Source organism: Pseudaeromonas aegiceratis (assembly GCF_046254905.1).
Taxonomy (GTDB): domain Bacteria; phylum Pseudomonadota; class Gammaproteobacteria; order Enterobacterales; family Aeromonadaceae; genus Pseudaeromonas; species Pseudaeromonas aegiceratis.
Map to the genome: position 1 here is coordinate 1,158,488 of NZ_CP158016.1, position 19,653 is coordinate 1,178,140.

The following is a 19,653-nucleotide window of genomic DNA, read 5'->3' on the forward strand; positions in this document are numbered from 1 at the left end:
GCTGGGTCTTTTATTTCCAATAATTCAAAGGATTGCCCCATGTCTAGCCGATTCAGATTCTCCATGCTGGCTCTAGGCCTTGCCCTGTGTACCCCCTTGAGCCAGGCCGCGTCCGTCAGCCAGTCCTTGCAACTCTCCCTGCCCGATAGCCTCAAGGTGCCCTATAGCGGGCTGCAGGCACCGGCCTTCGCCGCCGGCCTGCCCCTGGGTGTGGGGTCTGGCCTCACCTTCGCCGGTGTACAGGCTGACGGTAGCTGGTTGTTCTACAGTCTGACCGACCGCGGCCCCAATGCCGATGCGCCGGACTGGCGCCAAGGGAAGGACAAGCTCTCCGGCAAGATCTTCGTGGCGCCGGGTTTCACCCCGCAGATCCTGCCCATCCGGGTCAAGGACGGCCAGGTCAGCGTGGGGCAGCCCATACTGCTGCACGATGACAAGGGCCCCATTCACGGCCTGCCGCTGCCGGTGGGCACGGTCGGCTCGACCCACGAGATGGCCCTGACCGATGATCTCAAGGCCATCGCCTTGCCGGACAGCCGTGGGCTGGACAGCGAGGGGTTGGCCTTGGCCCCCGATGGCAGCTTCTGGCTGTGTGACGAGTACGGCCCCTTCATCCTCCATGCCGACGCCCAGGGCAAGATACTGCAAAAATGGGGTCCCGAGGCCCAGGCCGGTGAGCAGTCGGTGGCCGGCGGCCTGCCGGGCGTCATCGCCTGGCGTCAGGCCAACCGCGGCTTCGAGGGGCTGGCCCTGCTGCCTTCCGGCAAGGTGATCGCCGCGGTGCAGAGCACCCTGGACATCGATGGCAAGACCGCCAAGACGGCGCCCATTCTGCGTCTGGTAGAGCTGGATCCGGCCACCGGCCAGACCCGCATGCTGGCCTATCCGCTGGAGGAGGGTTTCTACAAGAAGGCCAAGGACGCCAAGATCGGCGATCTGGTGGCGGTGGATGAACACACCCTGCTGGTGGTGGAACAGGGCAAGGACAAAGCCAAGAAGATGCACAACCGCATCTACAAGCTGAGCCTGCAGGGTGCCACGGATCTCACCGGCGTCCAGGTGGACGGCAAGGAGCCGGAGTTTGCCAGCCTGGCGGCGCTGACCTCCGCCGGTGTGGTGCCGGTGCAGAAGGAGCTGCTGCTGGATCTGCGGCACCTGGGCTGGCAGCCGGAGAAGGCCGAAGGCCTGACCCTGATCGACGCCCAGACCCTGGCGGTGAGCAACGACAACGACTTCGGCCTGGACGTCACCATAGTGGATCCGATGAAGGGCGAAAAAGACCCTACCGAATACCAGACAGACGGCACCGGGCAGTTGCTTATGGACGGCAAGCCGGTGGCGAGCCGTTTGCTGACCCGCCCCCTGTCGGCCGAAGACGCCGTCTCCCACCTGTGGATCATCAAGCTGGACAAGCCCTTGTACTGAGTACCGGGTGCGGTCATCCAGCATAAAAAAACGCCACCGACAGGTGGCGTTTTGCGCTGTGGTCTGCCCTTAGAGAGCCAGACGCAGTATGGCCTTCACATCCTCGGGGGTGATGTCGGTGTGCTCTCCCAGGGCCACGTGACCGTGGGCGGTCAGCTTGGCGGCCACCGGCTCGATCACCTCTTCCCCCAGACCGTAGGCACTCAGGCGCGGCGGGTTGCCCATGGCGGCGAAGAAGGCCTCGGTCTGCTCGATGGCGGCCAGAGCCTTTTGCTCGTCGCTGCCGTCACGCAGGTCGAACACCCGCTCGGCATACTGAGCCAGCTTGGCCTGCTTGGCAGCCAGCTTGTACTTCCACACCGCGGTCTGGACTATGGCCAGGGTCTGGGCGTGATCCAGGCCGTACAGGCCGGTCAGCTCGTGGCCGATCATGTGGGTGGCCCAGTCGGTGGGCACGCCGGTGCTCAGGGTGCCGTTCAGCGCCATGGTGGCGCTCCACATCAGGTTGGCTCGCACGTCGTAATCCTGCGGGTTGGCCAATGCCTTGGGGCCCTCCTCGATCAGAGTGCGCAGCAGCCCCTCGGCGATGCGGTCCTGCACCTTGGCGTTCACCGGGTAGGTGCTGTACTGCTCCAGGGTGTGGACGAAGGCGTCCACCACGCCGTTGGCGATCTGGCGGGGGGGCAGGCTGAAGGTGGTGACGGGATCCAGGATGGAGAAGCGCGGCTGCACATGGACCGAGTGGAAGAACAGCTTGTCCTGGGTCTCGGCTCGGGTCACCACGGCACCGGCGTTCATCTCGGAGCCGGTGGCGGCCAGGGTCAGTACCGTGCCCAGGGGCAGGGCCTCGGTCACCTTGCTGCCGTAGGTCTGCAGTATCTCCCAGGCATCGCCCTGGTAGCGCGCGGCGGCGGCGATAAACTTGCTGCCGTCGATGACGGAACCACCGCCCACCGCCAGGATAAAGTCGATGCCTTCGGCCTTCACCAGGGCCACCGCCTTCATCAGGGTCTCGAAGTGAGGGTTGGCCTCGATGCCGCCAAACTCCAGGAAGTGCCGGCCGGCCAGGGCGGCATGGACCTGCTCCAGCACGCCGTTCTTCTTGATGCTGCCGCCGCCATAGGTGATGAGGATGCGGGCATCGCTGGGGATCTCGTTGGTCAGCTGGGCAATCTGGCCCTGGCCGAAGTGAATGCGGGTGGGGTTGAAGTAGGTAAAGTTGTCCATTGTCTCTCCTCGGTACGCTTGGGATGCGTCGGCGACCAGTCGGTCACCTTGGTTATGACTGACATAATAGTTGCCATGGCGGCGCCGGATAAGCGACATTAGTGGCAATTATTTGCCTATTTCTATCAATATGCCGGTCCTTTGGCTGACCGGCCCCTGCTGAGGAAACGCCATGATCACACTGGCCGAGGCCATGGGTCGCTTTGCCGAACAGGCGGGGCTGCAGCAGCTGGAGGGGGCGGCGGCCACCGCCCTGCCTGGGGTGCACTTCTTTCGCGCCAGCCGCAGCACCCCCCGTCAGCCCCTGACCTATCAGTCGGGCATTCTCATCATGGGTCAGGGCAACAAGATCATCCATCTGGGGGAGCAGCAGGTGGCCTACGGCCCCGGCAGCTATCTGGTGGTGGGGGTGCCGCTGCCCTTGGAGTGTGAGGCCCAGTGCAGTGCCGAGGAGCCCATCCTGGGCCTGGCGGTGGAGGTGGACTTGCAGCGGCTGCACGACCAGGTGGCGCGGCTCTATCCCCCCCAGTCCCCCATGGCCCCCTGCCGGGCCATCGAGTGCGGCCTCTCCAGCGCCCGCTTGCCGTCGGATCTGGACTCGGCCTGCCAGCGCCTGCTGACGGCCCTGGCCAGCCCCGTGGAGGCGGCCATCCTGGGACCGGGCCTGCTGGAGGAAATCCTGTTTCGGGTGCTCACCGGCGAGCAGAGCCATGTGCTGCTGGAGCTGGCGCGCCACGACGGCCACTACGCCCGCATCGCCCGGGTGCTGGGGCGCATCCATCGGGAGTATGCTGAGCCCCTGACGGTGGAAAGTCTGGCGGGGGAGGCCCATATGAGCGTCTCCACCTTCCACCGGGCCTTTCGCCAGGTGACGCGGGTGTCACCCCTGCAGTACATGAAGCAGATCCGCCTGAACCGGGCGCGGGAGTTGATCCTGCGAGAGGGGCGGGGGATCGCCGAGGCGGCCGCCCTGGTGGGCTACAACAGCCCGTCCCAGTTCAGCCGAGAGTACAAGCGGCACTTTGCCTGCAACCCGCGAGGCGATCAGGCGGCCTAGGCGTTGCTTGGCCGCCTGCCCCGAGGTCAGGGGGTGGGGGGCGCCAACAAGAAGTTGCCGCTGCCCAGGGCCTCCTGACCCTGGCTGGCGGTCTCGTCTTTGAGCGCCACGCCGGAGCAGTGCCGGCGGCGGCCTTCACTCAGCAGATAGTGCAGCCGGTAGGCGGCCTCCTCGTAGCTCATGCCCGCCGGGCGCACGTTGGAGATGCAGTTGCGCCGCTCGTCGGTCAGCCCCACCTTGGGCCCCTGGGTGAAGTAGAGCCCCAGGCTGTCCGGCGAGCTCAAGCCAGGCCGTTCCCCCACCAGGATCACCACGGCCCGGGCGCCCAGCCGCTGGGCCACCTCGTCCGCCACCGCCACCCGGCCCTGTTCCACCAGGCACAGGGGGGCCAGCTTCCAGGTTTCGCCACTGAGCTTGTCGTGCAGCGCCTGCAGAAACGGCAAGGCGTTCTGCTTGAGAGCCAGGGCCGACAAGCCATCCGCCAGCACCAGGGCCAGATCGTAGCCGCCCTCCTGGCGATGGGGGGTGAGGGTGTCGCGGCTGGCCTCATCCAGCCGGCGGCCCAGATCCGGCCGTTGCAGGTACTGATGCCGGTCGGCGGCGGCGCTGTGCAGCCGCAGGCTGGCGCCGAAGCCGGCGGCCTGCAGCTCGGCCTGCAGGGCCGGGAAGTCCAGGGCCAGGTGCACCGCATCCCGGGCCTGGGCGTGGGCCAGCTGAAAGGCCAGCTGGGCCGAGGTGGGCTGGCTGACCCCGCTGCGCCCCAGGGCGATGCGGGCATCGGTGAAGGCCCGCAGGGCCTGCCAGGGGTTGGCGGTGATCTGGTTTTCGTCCTGCACGGCGGTCAGTTGGGGGGATTGGGTCATGCTTGGCTCCTTACCGGCAGACGGCCCAGGGCCGGTTCGAAGGCGGCGGGCAGCCCCTCGGCCAGGGCGAAGGGCAGCCCCTGGGCCTGGGTGAAGATGCCCATGCGCTCCAGCCAGGCCTCAAATTCCGGCGCGGGCCTGAGGCCCAGCACCCGGCGGGCGTAGAGGGCGTCGTGGAACGAGGTGGTCTGGTAGTTGAGCATGATGTCGTCCGAGCCGGGAATGCCCATGACGAAGGTGCAGCCGGCGGCCCCTAGCAGGGTCAGCAGCACGTCCATGTCGTCCTGATCCGCCTCGGCATGGTTGGTGTAACAGACGTCGCAGCCCATGGGCAGCCCCAGCAGCTTGGCGCAGAAGTGATCCTCGAGGCCCGCGCGGATGATCTGCTTGCCGTCATACAGGTACTCGGGGCCGATGAAGCCCACCACCGTATTCACCAGCAGGGGGGAGAAGGCCCGGGCCACGGCGTAGGCGCGGGCCTCGCAGGTCTGCTGATCCACGCCATGGTGGGCGTTGGCGGACAGGGCGCTGCCCTGACCGGTTTCAAAATACATGACGTTGTCGCCGACCGTACCCCGCTTGAGGGACAGGGCGGCCTCCCGGGCCTCCGCCAGCATGGCCAGGTTGAAGCCGAAGCTGCTGTTGGTGGCCTCGCTGCCACCGATGGACTGGAACACCAGATCCACCGGGGCGCCGCGGTTGATGGCCTCCAGCGTGTTGGTGACATGGGTCAGCACGCAGGATTGGGTGGGGATGGCGTACTGGTCGATGATCTCCGCCAGCATGCTGACCAGGCGGATGACCTGGGGCAGGTTGTCGGTGGCCGGGTTGATGCCCAGCACGGCATCGCCGCTGCCGTACAGCAGGCCGTCCAGGAGGCTGGCGGCGATGCCGGTGGCGTCATCCGTGGGGTGATTGGGCTGCAGCCGGGTGGAGAGGCGGCCCGGCAGGCCGATGGTGTTGCGAAAGGCGGTGGTGACCCGGCACTTCTTGGCCACGGCGATCAGATCCTGATTGCGCATGATCTTGGCGACGGCGGCAGCCATCTCGGGGGTGATGCCGCTCTTCACCGCCGCCAGGGTCTCGGCGGTGACGGCATCGCTCAGCAGCCAGTTGCGAAAGTCTCCCACCGTCAGGTGGGCGAGGGGAGCGAAGGCGCGCTGGTCGTGGCTGTCGAGGATGAGGCGGGTGATTTCGTCCTGCTCGTAGGGGATCAGGGCTTCCTGCAGGAAGGTGGCCAGGGGCAGCTCGGCCAGGGTCATCTGGGCGATCACCCGCTCTTCGGCGCTGTCGGCGGCGAGCCCCGCCAGCCGGTCGCCGGAGCGCAGCGGCGTGGCTTTGGCCATCAGGCTCTTGAGGTCGGCAAACTGGTAGGTGCGGGCACCAAGGCGGTGGAAATAGGGGGACGTGGACATAGGCTCACCCAAAAACTCTAGTGGTGCAGAAAACGACAGGCCTGCCGCAGCCGCGGCAGGCCTGGTCTTGCTTAGCCTGCGGTCGCGCTAGCGACCAGCAGGGCCGCTTCACGGCGGTGACCTGTGAGGCGGAAGTAGATGTAACCGGCCAGCATGAAGGCCACGAACAGCACGAAAATCATGAAGTTGTAGTAGATCATGGTCAGCATGCAGATGGTGGCTGAGATCAGGGCGAAGGCCGGGAAGTAGGGGTAGAAGGGGGCCTTGAAGGGCCGGGCCATCTTGGGTTCGCTCATGCGCAGCTTGAACAGGCTCAGCATGCTCAGCATGTACATGGCGATGGCACCGAACACCGCCATGGTGACGATGTTGGCGGTCAGCGGCAGGCCACCGAAGGAGATCACTTCATCGGAGAAGATCGCCAGGATACCCACGGCGCCACCGGCCAGGATGGCACGGTAGGGGGTGCCGAACTTGGGATGGACCTTGGCCAGCCAGGTGGGCAGATAGGCTTCCCGTGACAGGGCATAGATCTGGCGGGAGTAGCCGATGATGATGCCGTGGAAGGAGGCCACCAGACCAAACAAGCCCAGCCATACCAGCATGTGCATCCAGCCGCTGTTCTCACCAACCACTTCCAGCATGGCTTTGGGCAGCGGGTCGTTGATGTTGGACAGACGGGTCCAGTCGCCGCTGCCACCGGCAAACACCATGACGCCAATGGCCAGGGCCACCAGGGTCAGGATACCGGCGATGTAGGCGATGGGGATGGAGCGCTTGGGATCCTTGGCTTCCTCGGCGGCCATGGCGACGCCTTCAATGGCCAGGAAGAACCAGATGGCAAACGGAATGGCGGCGAAGATGCCGGGGATGGAGCCCAGGCTGAAGCTGTTCTCACCAGACCAGCCACCGGCCACGAAGTGTTCGAAGGAGAAGGCCGGGGAGACCACGCCCATGAACACCAGCAGCTCTATGATGGCCAGTATGGTCACCAGCAGCTCAAAGGTGGCGGCGATGCGCACCCCTATGATGTTGAGGGCCATGAAGACGACGTAGGCCGCGACGGCCACCATCTTCTCATCCAGGGCCGGGAACTGCACCTTCAGGTAGGCGCCGATGGCCAGGGCGATGGCGGGCGGGGCAAACACGAACTCCACCAGGGTGGCCGCACCGGCCAGATAACCGCCCAAGGGGCCGAAGGCGCGCTTGCTGTAGGCGAAGGGGCCGCCGGCCTGGGGGGTGGAGGTGGTCAGCTCGGTGAAGCTGAAGATGAAGGTGGTGTACATCAGGGCGACGAACAGGGCCGTGATGGTGAAGCCCAGGGTGCCGGCGCTGGCCCAGCCGTAGCTCCAGCCGAAGTATTCACCCGAAATCACCAGACCCACGGCGATACCCCACAGTTGCAGGGTGCCGAGCACCGGCTTGAGTTTGTTGTCGCTTTGCGACGAAGTGGCATGGTTCATGGATAGTCTCCGTTAAACAGTTCTGTTGGCATGTCCCTGCAACAGCTGTGCAAGTTACCCAGGGACAGTAACAAAGCCGTTTTGTGGGCCGTTATCTGAAATTGGCAAACATGATGCCAACCAGAAAACATCGTCGAAAATGTGGCCAAAATCGGCGAACGTGAGCATAAAGTTCGACAAATGGCGAAAACAGCAGAGTGTTAGAGGGGGACAGAGCCATGCCGTCCATCACAGGATTTCGAGTCATGCCACAGCAGGGTGCAGGGGAGGGATTCAATCCGCACGGCTCGCACCATTTGCGTGCGGTGAGTGCCGATGATGCCGATGAGCACGCCAATAACCTCACCGACTGGCAGCAGCAATATGACCAGGTTTCCGCCGGGGCGTTTCGCGGCACCCTGCTGGAACGGCATCAGGGACAGCTGCAGTTGTTCTGCGAGGCCACCAGCCAAGCGGTGCGGCAATCCTGTTGTGTGCCGGAAGGATCCCTATGGCTGGGACTGCCGGTGCAGGTGGCTCAGGAGATCCGCATCAATGGTCGTCAGGCGCCGCAGCATGCCCTGCTGACCCGTCCCGGTGGGGTGGAATTTGAGCTCATCACCCCGGCCTCTTATGCCATCTACGGCATAGTGGTGCCCAAGGCTGCCCTGCTGCAGCTGGCCGGCCAGCTGGGCTGTCAGATCGACTGGGGAAATCTGGGCCAAGAGCCCCTGTGGCAGGCCACCCCCCAGGCCTACCAGCGCTGTTGCCAGCTGCTGGCCCGCTGCCTGGATCCGGCGGCCGACAGCGCCCCGCCGGACGGCGCCGTGCTGAGTTTCGTGCTGGATCTGCTGGATAGCGCCCAGCTGGAACCCTTGGCGGCGCGCAGTCATGGCCGGCGGCTGAAGGTGGTGGCCGCCGCCCGGGATAAGGTGTTGGCCGACCCCCAGCAGGCCAGCATAGCCCAGCTGTGCCAGCAGCTGGCCGTCAGCCGGCGCACCCTGCAATACTGCTTCGAGACGGTGACCGGGCAGAGCCCGCTGCATTACCTGCGCGCCCTGCGGCTGAACGCCGTGCGCCGTGCCTTGCTGCGCGGCGAAGGCCGGGTGACCGAGGTGGCGGCCGCCTGGGGCTTTGACCATCCCAGTCAGTTTGCCAGTGACTATCGCCAGCTTTTCGGCTGTCTGCCCTCCCAGACGCGGGAGGCACATGCGGGCATGGATGTTTCAGTTGAGGCCGGATTGGTCAATTAAGAAAGGTAATGCCGAGGTTAACCTGGGTTTTCCTCTGTAAAGCAGAGCAAAGAAAGGGTGTCCGTCTTCACATTTCAATTGTAACTATCTGTATTAAATCACATTTAATCTTCTGTTGCGTTGTCCTCTCACACCTCACGTCGTGCAATTGTCTGGCGGGACAAGAGCCCGCGATTGTCAGGAGTGCGCATCGGACATGGACGATCCTCTCGTTTGAGTCTCGATGCAGACAATCGATAACGACACATACAACATCAAGTGATCGAGTGACAGAAGGAATGTCTCATCATGAAACTGCAATGTCTGGCACTAAGCGTGCTAATGGCCGCGGCGTTTAACGCCCAGGCCGACATACCGGAAAACAACACCGCCATCATACTGCAAGGGTTCCACTGGGAGTCGGCTGCGGATGGCGACTGGTATACCCAGGTGGAGGCCAACGCCGACGAGATTGCCGATGCCGGCTTTGACATGATCTGGTTGCCGCCGCCTTCCCAGGCTGGCTCCGACGAAGGTTACCTGCCCGAGCAGCTCAACGATCTCAACTCCAACTACGGCACCGAAACCGAGTTGGCCAGCCTGATCACCACGCTGCATAACGATGGCATAGAGGTGCTGGCCGATGTGGTGATCAACCACCGCAACGGCACCGGCAGCTGGTGTGGCTTCGCCAATCCCAGTTGGAGCACCCAGGCCATCACCTCGGACGACGAGGCCTGGACCGACTCCAGCTCCGACTGCAGCGGCACGGCCGGCAATGCCGACTCCGGTGACGGCTACTCCGCCGCCCGGGATATCGACCACAGTCAGAGCTTCGTGCAGACCAGCATCGAAGACTGGATGAACAATGTGCTCAAGGGCGTGGGCTTCGACGGTTGGCGCTACGACTACGTCAAGGGCTATGACGGCAGCTACGTGGAGATCTACAACAACGCCACGGATCCTTCCTTCAGCGTGGGGGAATACTGGAGCACCCTGTGCTATTACGACGACAGCTGTTCCGACGGCACGTATCCCAATGCCCACCGCCAGTTGCTGATGAACTGGATCGATGCCACCGGCGGCACCAGTGCGGTGTTTGACTTCACCACCAAGGGGCTGCTGAACCGGGCACTGGAGACCTATGACTATTCCGTGCTGGAAGATTCAGACGGTAATCCCCAGGGCGCCATCGGCTGGTGGCCGTCCCACTCGGTGACCTTTGTGGACAACCACGATACCGGTCCCAGCGAGAGCTGCAGCAGCGGGCAGAACTACTGGCCGGTGCCCTGTGACAAGGTGATGCAGGCCTATGCCTATATCCTGACTCACCCCGGGATACCGTCCGTCTACTATGCCCACTACTTCAACTGGAATCTGGGGAGCCAGATCAAGAGCCTGATGGCCCTGCGCAAGGACCAGGGGATCAACTCCGACTCCAGCGTGACCATAGACACCGCCACCCAGGGGCTGTATGCCGCCTACATCGACGGCAAGGTGGCCATGAAGATGGGCAGCACCGATTGGACACCTAGTGGTGACAATTGGACCCTGTACCAATCCGGTACCGACTGGGCCGTATGGTACAAGTCGGAATAATGGGTTCCTATTGGTTGGCCGGCGTCTCGGCCACCTGACTGTTCCCCCCGCTCAGATCCTGCGGGGCGGGGGGACAGTATCACCATCGGTCTCATATGGATTTCATCCCTGAGAGCTGAGTGCCCTGGTCAGAACATGGCGCCGGCTTGGTCACATTCCGCCCACTCCGTAAGGCCGCGTTAAGAAAGGGTGTCAGTATTCACATTCCCTTGATGCAAGGTAAACCTTCCTCACAAATCTTCGCTTTTCCCGTTGTTTTGGCCAGACCGGAGTCGTGCAATTACTCAGCGCGGTACAGTCCGCGGTCTGCCAGCCCCGCAGGACGCACATCCTGATATGGATTATCTGCGCGTCCTAGCGCTGTGCTCATAACAAGCTCCATCCAACAACATCAAGTGATCGAGTGACAGAAGGAATGTCTCACCATGAAACTGCAATGTCTCGCCCTGTCGGTGTTGACGGCCTTGGCGTTTAACGCTCAGGCCGACATACCGGAAAACAATACGGATATTTTGCTACAAGGGTTCCACTGGAACTCGGCTTCGGAAGGCGACTGGTATACCCAGGTGGAGGCCAACGCCGACGAGATTGCCGACGCCGGCTTTGACATGATCTGGCTGCCGCCCCCCTCCCAGGCCGGCTCAGACGAAGGTTACCTGCCCGAGCAGCTCAACGACCTCAACTCCAACTACGGCACCGAAACCGAACTCTCCAGCCTGATCAGCACCCTGCACGACAAGGGGGTTGAGGTACTGGCGGATATCGTCATCAACCACCGCAACGGCAGCGGCAGCTGGTGTGGTTTCGCCAATCCCAGCTGGAGCACTCAGGCCATCACCTCGGATGACGAGGCCTGGACTGCCTCCGGTTCAGATTGCAGCGGCACCCCCGGCAATGCCGACTCCGGTGACGGCTACTCCGCCGCCCGGGACATAGACCACAGCCAGAGCTTCGTGCAGACCAGCATCGAAGACTGGATGAACAATGTGCTCAAGGGGGTGGGTTTTGACGGTTGGCGCTACGACTACGTCAAGGGTTACAGCGGCAGCTACGTGGGGATCTACAACAACGCCACGGATCCCTATTTCAGTGTCGGCGAATACTGGAGCACCCTGTGTTACACGGGGGATAGCTGCTCCAGCGGCAGCTACCCGGATGCCCACCGCCAGTTGTTGATCAACTGGGTGGACGCCACCGGTGGCACCAGCGCCGTGTTTGACTTCACCACCAAGGGGCTGCTGAACCGGGCACTGGAAACCTACAACTACTCTGTGCTGGAAGACTCCGACGGTAAGCCCCAGGGTGCCATCGGCTGGTGGCCGTCCCACTCGGTGACCTTCGTGGACAACCACGATACCGGTCCCAGCGAAAGCTGCAGCAGCGGGCAGAACTACTGGCCCGTGCCCTGTGACAAGGTGATGCAGGCCTATGCCTATATCCTGACCCACCCGGGTGTACCGTCTGTCTACTACGCCCACTACTTTAACTGGGGCCTGGGCACCCAGATCAAGAGCCTGATGGCCCTGCGCAAGGCCCAGGGGATCAACTCCGACTCCACCGTCACCATCGACACCGCCACCCAAGGGCTGTATGCCGCCTACATCGACGGCAAGGTGGCCATGAAGATGGGCAGCACCGACTGGTCACCCAGCGGCGATAACTGGGAACTGTATCAATCCGGTACCGATTGGGCGGTGTGGCAGAAGGTCGAGGATACCGACGAGGAGACCGACACCAGCGACTATCAGCGCACCGTGCTGCTGGTTTACGGTGAGACGGCCTCCGGCGAGGACATGTTTGTCCGGGGCGGTATCGATCATACCTATGCGGCCAACAGCCTGGGTCTGACCTGCACCGAGAGCAACTACGAGTGCGCCATTCCCATCGTGCACAACAACCTGCTCAATGCCACCACGGCACCCTGGAAGGCGAACGACAACTACCTGGATTGGTACGGTGCCGAGTCATCCCAGAGTACCGATGCCGTCGGCACCGCCATGGATTGGACCACGGATGTATGGCCCTCCAGCTGGGGTGATGAGAAGACGGTAGCGGTGGATGGCTATGGTGTTGAGGAGCTGAACACCTACGGTCAGCACTACTGGATGCTGGACGTGCAGATGGACTGCTCCAAGGCGGTGGACGGGGTCTGGTTTGAGTTCAAGACCTACATCAAGAACGGCGCCGGTTGGGAAGCGGATGTCAGCCAGTCCGACACCCCCTACACCAGCGGCAATCACTTCGCCAAGTGCGGTAAGGTCAACGTGTTCCAACGCGGCGTGAGTGATCCTGTCAGCATTCATGACTTCCCCTGATGGGGCAGTGGCCGGTTGACCAAGATGTCAACCTAATCTCAAGGGGCGCCAATGGCGCCCCTCTTTTTTGTGCCGGCGCGGTTAGGCGGGATCATAGTGGGCTAACAGGCCGTGGGGCTGTTCAGCGGGTAAGCGGTTGTCCTGCTCATCCTCTGCCAGGCGGAAGTAGGCCACCTGGGCCATCAGCTGCTGGGCCTGCTGACTCATCTGGCCGGCGGTGGCGGCCAGCTGCTCGCTGGCGGCGGCTCCTTGCTGGGCGGTGAGATTCAGCTGGTTCATGGCCACCTCGATCTGCCGGGTCCCCGTGGCCTGCTCCTGGCTGGCGGCCAGGATCTGTTGTAGCCGTTCGTCGGTTTGTCGGATAAGCGGCAACATCTGTTCCAGTGCCTGGCCGGCGCCCTCCGCCTGCCGGGCGCTGCCCTGGGTCAGGTCGCCGATCTCCTTGGCCGCCACCTGGCTGCGTTCGGCCAGCTGACGCACCTCACCCGCCACCACCGCAAAGCCGCGCCCCTGGCTGCCGGCCCGGGCCGCCTCGATGGCGGCATTCAAGGCCAGCAGGTTGGTCTGATAGGCGATGTCGTCGATGACCTGCACCTTGCGGGCGATGAGCCCCATGTCGGTGACTGTCTGTTGCACCTGCTGGCCGCTCTGCCTGGCCTGCTGATTCACCTGCCTGGCCAGGCGGGCGGTGTCATCGGCCTGCTGGCCGTTGCGGTCTATGGTGGCGTTCATCTGCTCCACCGCCGCCGAAGACTCTTCCACGGCGGCGGCTTGTTCGCTGACCCCCTGGGCCAGGGCATGGGCGGTGGCACTCAGCTGCTCCGCCTGACTCTGCAGGCACTGGCTGCTTTGCTGCACCTGCTGCAGGGTTGCCGACAGGCTGTGGCGCATCTGCCCCAGGGCCGATACCAACTGGCCTATCTCATCGCCGCTATGGGGGGTGAAACCCACCGTCAGATCCCCGGCCGCCAGCCGCTGGGTGCCGGCCAGAGCCTCGTTCAAGGGGCGGCTGATCCAGCGCCGGCTGACCCATTGCATCAGGCCAAACACCAGGGCCACCAGCACTGGGATACCCCAGTAGAGGGTATGGAGGATGGCCTGACTCTCCCGGATGATCTCGTCTTCATAGCTGCTGGCGGCGATGATCCAGTGCCACTGGGGATAATGTTGGAAGACCGCCACCTTGTTCCTGGGCTGGGTCTCGCCGCGATCTGGGTTCTGCCAGGGATAGTGGATGACGCCATCGCCGGTCTGCAGCATCTGGCGAATGAAGTAGTGGCCGTTGGCATCCTGGCTGTCGGCGATGTTCTTGCCCACCAGGGACGGGTGGATCACCAGGGTACCGGCCTGGGGGCCGTCGCTGGCGTCCAGCACATAGACATAGCCGGTGTCACCCACCTTGATCTGGCGGATCTTCTCCCGCAACAGCGCCAGGCCCTGGCTGAAATCCAGCCCGACAAACAGCACGGCGATGACACTGCCACCCTGGTCCAGCACCGGCTGATAGCTGTTGAAGTAGTCCCTGCCAAACAGCCAGGCACGGCCCAGGTAGGGGCGGCCGGCCAGCAGGGCCGCGTGGGCCGGGTGCTGGGCTCCCAGCCAGCTGCCCACCACCCGTTGGCCCTGCTGATCCCGCAACGAGGTGCTGATGCGGGCGAAGTCATCCCCCTGGCGGACGAACAGGGTGGCCACCACGCCGTTGTCGGCATGCTGCTGGCTGAAGTCGTCCACCAGGCCGGTGTCGCCATTGAGCAGCTGCTCACCGGCGTAGAGGGCCGGCAGGTTGAGATCGCCGGCGGGCAGGCTGTGCCGCGAGTCCAGGTGCAGCTCTCCCCCTAACCGGCGGGCAAACTGCTGGGCCAGCTGCCGGGCCTGCTGCTCAAGGCTGAGCCGGTAGAAGTCCACCGTGGTGGCCACCAGCTGGGTCTGTTGTTGCAAGTCCGCCAGGCTGCGGGATTCGAGGGCCTGGCGGATGCGTTCACCCAGCAGCAGGCAGGCGATCAGCAGACAGAGGCTGATCACCGTCAGTTGCAGGGCGGCGAGCTTGGTGCCGAGGCGGAGGGAGTGGGGTGTCATGGTGGCTCCTTGCCGACGGGCCACGCTTGGGGCCCTTAGAGTGTCCGGTCATCACAAGCATAGACGCTGACACCGGCACCACCATGACGGCCGGTCAGCTGGTCTGCAGCACCAGACAGCCCACCAGCAGGCCGAGCACCAGGCCCAGCTTACTGCTGACCCAGATCAGGTGGCGGTGCTTGTAGCGGGGCACCAGATCCGTGGTTTGCAGGGTGATGATGGTGCCGAGCACCACGACGGCAAAGGTCACGACGGCCGCCATCAACAGATGGGGCAGGCTGTGCAGGGTATCGGGGGGGAGCATGGCGACTCCTTTAGATGATGGGCCTAACAGTTCGGCGCCCAGTCTAGTCTCCACCTCATGGTGAGAACTTGATCTCGATTAGCATCCGGGGCATTGGCCGGCGGTCAAACCATGCGACATAGGTCGCAAAACTTGTGTACTGATCCGCACAATTGGTTTGGCTTTGTGTCGTTTGCCGAGGTCGACAAAATGCGATGCCAGTTAAAAAACCTTATTTAACAGTTGCTTGACTTAAGACGGCACGCTGGTACGTCACGTGCAGTAGTAAAGGCGTCAACTGTCATTTAAGGAGAAACGACATGGCTATTCGTCAATGTGCTATCTACGGTAAGGGCGGTATCGGTAAGTCTACCACCACCCAGAACCTGGTGTCTGCCCTGGCTGAAATGGGTAAGAAGGTGATGATCATCGGTTGTGACCCCAAGGCCGACTCTACCCGTCTGATCCTGCACGCAAAGGCGCAGAACACCATCATGGAAATGGCCGCCGAAGTCGGCTCCGTTGAAGATCTGGAACTCGAAGACGTGCTGCAGATCGGTTACGGCGGTGTTCGCTGTGCCGAATCTGGTGGTCCGGAGCCGGGGGTTGGTTGTGCCGGTCGTGGTGTTATCACCGCCATCAACTTCCTGGAAGAAGAAGGCGCCTACGCCGACGATCTGGACTTCGTGTTCTATGACGTACTGGGTGACGTAGTGTGTGGCGGTTTCGCCATGCCCATCCGCGAAAACAAGGCTCAGGAAATCTACATCGTTTGCTCCGGCGAGATGATGGCCATGTACGCGGCCAACAACATCTCCAAGGGTATCGTGAAGTACGCCAAGTCCGGCTCCGTCCGCCTGGGTGGCCTGATCTGTAACTCCCGTAAGACCGACCGCGAAGACGAGCTGATCATCGCTCTGGCTGAGAAGCTGGGCACCCAGATGATCCACTTCGTACCCCGCGACAACATCGTACAGCGCGCCGAAATCCGTCGTATGACCGTTATCGAATACGATCCCACCTGCCAACAGGCCGACGAATACCGCGCCCTGGCCCGCAAGGTGGTGGACAACAAGCTGCTGGTTGTGCCGACCCCCGTCACCATGGACGAACTCGAAGCCCTGCTGATGGAATTCGGCATCATGGATGCCGAAGACGAGTCCATCGTCGGCAAGACTGCCGCCGAAGAGGCCTTGGCCCAATAAGGACGCACCGGCCGGCCTCGCGCCGGCCAGGTGTTGGCTCATTGCATCAACTGCAATCGTTGCAAGGAATTCGCTATGACTGACAGAACGCGCGAACAGAACCTGGCCCTCATTCAAGAGGTGCTGGAGGTCTACCCGGAGAAGGCCAAAAAGGATCGTAAGAAGCACCTCACGGTGAACGATCCGACCCTGGAGAAGGCCAGCAAGTGCATCATCTCCAACCGTAAGTCCCTGCCGGGCGTCATGACCATCCGTGGTTGTGCCTACGCCGGTTCCAAGGGCGTGGTGTTCGGTCCCATCAAGGACATGATCCACCTGTCCCACGGTCCCGTTGGCTGCGGCGCTTACTCCCGTGCCGGCCGTCGTAACTACTACACCGGTGTGACCGGCGTGGACAGCTTCGGCACCATGAACTTCACCTCCGACTTCCAAGAAAAGGACATCGTATTCGGTGGCGACAAGAAGCTGCTGAAGATCGTCGAAGAGATGGAGATGCTGTTCCCCCTGTCCAAGGGCATCACGGTGCAGTCCGAATGTCCGGTGGGCCTGATCGGTGACGACATCGAAGCCGTCTCCAAGCAAGCGGCCAAGTCCACCAACAAGCCGGTGGTTCCGGTGCGTTGTGAAGGCTTCCGCGGCGTGTCCCAGTCCCTGGGTCACCACATCGCCAACGACGTGGTGCGTGACTGGATCCTGCCGAACCGTGACGAACAGGCCTTCGAGTCCACTCCCTACGACGTGGCCATCATTGGTGACTACAACATCGGTGGTGACGCCTGGACCTCTCGCATCCTGCTCGAAGAGATGGGGCTGCGCGTGGTGGCTCAGTGGTCCGGTGACGGTACCCTGGCCGAGATGGAAAACACCCCCAAGGTGAAGCTGAACCTGGTGCACTGCTACCGCTCCATGAACTACATCTCCCGTCACATGGAAGAGAAGTACGGCATACCTTGGATGGAATACAACTTCTTCGGCCCGACCAAGACCTCCGAGTCCCTGCGCAAGATTGCTGCCCAGTTCGACGAGTCTATCCAGCAGAAGGCTGAAGCCGTGATCGCCAAGTACGAAGCCCAGACCGCTGCGGTCATCGCCAAGTACAAGCCGCGACTGGAAGGCAAGAAGGTGATGCTGTATGTGGGCGGCCTGCGTCCCCGTCACGTCATCGGTGCCTACGAGGATCTGGGCATGGAAATCGTCGGGACCGGCTATGAATTCGCCCACAACGACGACTACGACCGTACCCTGCCGGAAGTCAGCGACACCACCTTGCTGTTCGACGACGTGACCGGTTACGAGTTCGAAGAGTTCGTCAAGGCGGTCAAGCCTGACCTCATCGGCTCCGGCGTCAAGGAGAAGTACATCTTCCAGAAGATGGGCATCCCCTTCCGTCAGATGCACTCCTGGGACTACTCAGGCCCGTACCACGGCTACGACGGCTTCGCCATCTTCGCCCGTGACATGGACATGACCCTGAACAATCCCTGCTGGTCCCAGTTGACCGCGCCTTGGAAGAAGAGCGCCTGAGCGGCTTCAAGGAATCGATAGCTTTTGCCGTAGTCCACGGATAAGTGGCGCGGGAAGGAGAACGCTATGAGTCAAACTATTGAAAACATCAAACCCGGTTTTCCCCTGTTCGAGCAGGAAGAATACCAGACCCTGTGGGCCGACAAGACCAAGTTCGAAGAAGCCCATGATGCTGCCAAGGTCAAGGAAGTCTTTGAGTGGACCACCACCCAGGAGTACCAGGATCTGAACTTCTCCCGGGAAGCGCTGACCATTGACCCGGCCAAGGCCTGTCAACCCCTGGGTGCCGTGCTGTGCTCCCTGGGCTTTGAGAAGACCCTGCCTTACGTGCACGGTTCACAAGGTTGTGTTGCTTACTTCCGCACCTATTTCAACCGTCATTTCAAGGAGCCGGTGGCCTGTGTATCCGACTCCATGACCGAAGACGCGGCCGTATTCGGCGGCCACGCCAACATGAACGACGGCCTGGAGAACGCCCTGGCGCTCTACAAGCCCGACATCATCGCGGTCTCCACCACCTGTATGGCGGAAGTTATCGGCGACGACTTGCAAGCGTTCACCAACAACGCCAAGAAGGACGGCCATATCCCGCAGGAGATGCCGGTTCCCTACGCTCACACCCCCAGCTTCATCGGTAGCCACGTGACCGGTTGGGACAACATGTTCGAAGGGTTCTGCAACACCTTCACCAAGGGCGCAGACGCCAACTACCAGGTGGGTAGCAACGGCAAGCTGAACCTGGTGACCGGTTTCGAAACCTACCTGGGCAACTACCGTGTGCTCAAGCGCATGATGACCCAGATGGACGTGCCCGCCACCCTGCTGTCCGACCCGTCCGAAGTGCTGGACACCCCGGCCGATGGCGAATACCGCATGTATTGCGGTGGCACCACCCAGGCCGAGATGAAGGATGCGCCCAACGCCATCGACACCCTGCTGCTGCAACCCTGGCAGCTGGTGAAGACCAAGAAGATGGTCAAGGACAGCTGGGGTCAACCGGCTTCCGAGCTGAACATCCCCATGGGCCTGGAATGGACCGACGAGTTCCTGATGAAGGTCTCCGAGCTGACCGGCAAGCCCATCTCCGACGAGCTGGCCCTGGAGCGCGGTCGTCTGGTGGACATGATCACCGACTCCCACACCTGGCTGCACGGCAAGAAGTTCGGCCTGTACGGTGACCCTGACTTCGTCATGGGCCTGACCAAGTTCCTGCTGGAACTGGGCTGCGAACCCACCGTGATCCTGTGCAACAACGGCTCCAAGAAGTGGCAGAAGGCCATGAAGGCCCTGCTGGCGGCCTCGCCCTACGGCCAGGCTTCCGAAGTCTACATCGGTTGCGACCTGTGGCACTTCCGTTCGCTGATGTTCACCAACAAGCCGGACTTCATGATCGGTAACAGCTACGGCAAGTTCATCCAGCGTGACACCCTGGCCAAGGGCAAGGCATTCGAAGTGCCGCTCATCCGCCTGGGCTTCCCGATCTTCGACCGTCACCACCTGCACCGCATGACCACCTGGGGCTACGAAGGCGCCATGTACATGCTGACCACCCTGGTCAACGCCGTGCTGGAGAAGCTGGACGAAGACACCATGGAAATGGGCAAGACCGACTATAGCTTCGACCTGGTACGTTAATCAGGCCAAGGGCCGGACGGGAAACCGTCCGGCCGTTTTTCGTTTCGAATGCAACAGCACAAGGAGAGGGCCTATGCCCAACATCATGTTTCGTGAACACGACGGTGGCCTGTGGGGCTACATCGCCAAGCGGGATCTCGAGGCACGGGTCCAATTGATCGAGTTTGATGGCGACGACCAGTGGGGTGGCCGTATCGAGCTTGAAGATGGTCAGGCGTTCTACCTGGATCCGCTGGACAAGCGGCCCAGCCTGCCGACCACATTGCGGCTGAGAAAAGCCGACGAATAACGGCGGCTGACCCGCCGGGGGCGGGTCAACCCAATCCCCAGGCCGCCACACAGGCCCATACAGGAG

Annotated in this window: 15 protein-coding genes; 9 read left to right on the plus strand and 6 right to left on the minus strand. The window is 62.5% G+C overall.

Annotation, left to right across the window (positions count from 1 at the left end; translation table 11 throughout):
• The first annotated feature begins 39 nt into the window (after window positions 1-39).
• A complete protein-coding gene (locus tag ABHF91_RS05530) occupies window positions 40-1,425 on the plus strand; it encodes an esterase-like activity of phytase family protein (protein WP_409422469.1) in 1,386 nt (461 codons plus the stop codon).
• Between the two features lie 69 nt (window positions 1,426-1,494).
• Here the strand turns inward: ABHF91_RS05530 and ABHF91_RS05535 are convergent, their stop codons facing one another.
• Window positions 1,495-2,652 carry an iron-containing alcohol dehydrogenase gene (locus ABHF91_RS05535; RefSeq protein WP_409422470.1) on the minus strand — a complete coding sequence of 386 codons (1,158 nt, stop codon included), beginning with the start codon at window positions 2,650-2,652 and terminating at the stop codon, window positions 1,495-1,497.
• A gap of 172 nt (window positions 2,653-2,824) precedes the next feature.
• Between ABHF91_RS05535 and ABHF91_RS05540 the strand changes: the two genes are divergently transcribed.
• A complete protein-coding gene (locus ABHF91_RS05540; protein ID WP_409422471.1) occupies window positions 2,825-3,709 on the plus strand; it encodes an AraC family transcriptional regulator N-terminal domain-containing protein in 885 nt (294 codons plus the stop codon).
• A gap of 26 nt (window positions 3,710-3,735) precedes the next feature.
• Here the strand turns inward: ABHF91_RS05540 and eutC are convergent, their stop codons facing one another.
• The 3 genes from eutC to eat form a co-directional block, all read right to left on the minus strand.
• A complete protein-coding gene (eutC, locus tag ABHF91_RS05545; protein ID WP_409422472.1) occupies window positions 3,736-4,572 on the minus strand; it encodes an ethanolamine ammonia-lyase subunit EutC in 837 nt (278 codons plus the stop codon).
• Complete coding sequence (locus tag ABHF91_RS05550) at window positions 4,569-5,987, minus strand: ethanolamine ammonia-lyase subunit EutB (protein ID WP_409422473.1); 1,419 nt, start codon at window positions 5,985-5,987, stop codon at window positions 4,569-4,571. The genes eutC and ABHF91_RS05550 overlap by 4 nt, the downstream gene beginning before the upstream one ends.
• Before the next feature lie 71 nt (window positions 5,988-6,058).
• Window positions 6,059-7,450: an ethanolamine permease gene (gene eat, locus ABHF91_RS05555; RefSeq protein WP_409422474.1), complete on the minus strand. Its 1,392-nt coding sequence runs from the start codon at window positions 7,448-7,450 to the stop codon at window positions 6,059-6,061.
• 245 nt (window positions 7,451-7,695) lie between these two features.
• On the opposite strand from eat, the gene ABHF91_RS05560 reads away from it, so the two are divergent.
• The 3 genes from ABHF91_RS05560 to ABHF91_RS05570 all read left to right on the plus strand — a co-directional run bounded on the left by ABHF91_RS05560 (window position 7,696) and on the right by ABHF91_RS05570 (window position 12,575).
• Window positions 7,696-8,682, plus strand: a complete 987-nt coding sequence (locus ABHF91_RS05560) for a helix-turn-helix domain-containing protein (RefSeq protein WP_409422475.1) — start codon at window positions 7,696-7,698, stop codon at window positions 8,680-8,682.
• Between the two features lie 288 nt (window positions 8,683-8,970).
• Window positions 8,971-10,260, plus strand: coding sequence for an alpha-amylase C-terminal beta-sheet domain-containing protein (locus tag ABHF91_RS05565; RefSeq protein ID WP_409422476.1), 1,290 nt, complete (start codon window positions 8,971-8,973; stop codon window positions 10,258-10,260).
• Between the two features lie 425 nt (window positions 10,261-10,685).
• A complete protein-coding gene (locus tag ABHF91_RS05570; RefSeq protein WP_409422477.1) occupies window positions 10,686-12,575 on the plus strand; it encodes an alpha-amylase C-terminal beta-sheet domain-containing protein in 1,890 nt (629 codons plus the stop codon).
• An 81-nt stretch (window positions 12,576-12,656) separates the two neighbouring features.
• On the opposite strand, the gene ABHF91_RS05575 is transcribed toward ABHF91_RS05570, so the two are convergent.
• Window positions 12,657-14,651 (minus strand): methyl-accepting chemotaxis protein, encoded by a 1,995-nt coding sequence (locus ABHF91_RS05575; RefSeq protein ID WP_409422478.1) that lies wholly within the window; start codon window positions 14,649-14,651, stop codon window positions 12,657-12,659.
• 94 nt (window positions 14,652-14,745) lie between these two features.
• Window positions 14,746-14,955 carry a hypothetical protein gene (locus ABHF91_RS05580; protein WP_409422479.1) on the minus strand — a complete coding sequence of 70 codons (210 nt, stop codon included), beginning with the start codon at window positions 14,953-14,955 and terminating at the stop codon, window positions 14,746-14,748.
• A gap of 299 nt (window positions 14,956-15,254) precedes the next feature.
• Here ABHF91_RS05580 and nifH point away from each other — a divergent pair, with 299 nt between their 5' ends.
• The 4 genes from nifH (at window position 15,255) to nifT (ending at window position 19,587) form a co-directional block, all read left to right on the plus strand.
• The gene (nifH, locus tag ABHF91_RS05585) at window positions 15,255-16,139 is read left to right on the plus strand and encodes a nitrogenase iron protein (protein ID WP_409422480.1); all 885 of its coding nucleotides are present in this window, start codon (window positions 15,255-15,257) and stop codon (window positions 16,137-16,139) included.
• A gap of 75 nt (window positions 16,140-16,214) precedes the next feature.
• On the plus strand, window positions 16,215-17,663 hold the full coding sequence (gene nifD, locus ABHF91_RS05590; protein WP_345011615.1) for a nitrogenase molybdenum-iron protein alpha chain: 1,449 nt from the start codon (window positions 16,215-16,217) through the stop codon (window positions 17,661-17,663).
• Between the two features lie 66 nt (window positions 17,664-17,729).
• The gene (nifK, locus tag ABHF91_RS05595; protein WP_409422481.1) at window positions 17,730-19,298 is read left to right on the plus strand and encodes a nitrogenase molybdenum-iron protein subunit beta; all 1,569 of its coding nucleotides are present in this window, start codon (window positions 17,730-17,732) and stop codon (window positions 19,296-19,298) included.
• A gap of 73 nt (window positions 19,299-19,371) precedes the next feature.
• A complete protein-coding gene (nifT, locus tag ABHF91_RS05600; protein WP_409422482.1) occupies window positions 19,372-19,587 on the plus strand; it encodes a putative nitrogen fixation protein NifT in 216 nt (71 codons plus the stop codon).
• Window positions 19,588-19,653 lie beyond the last annotated feature (66 nt).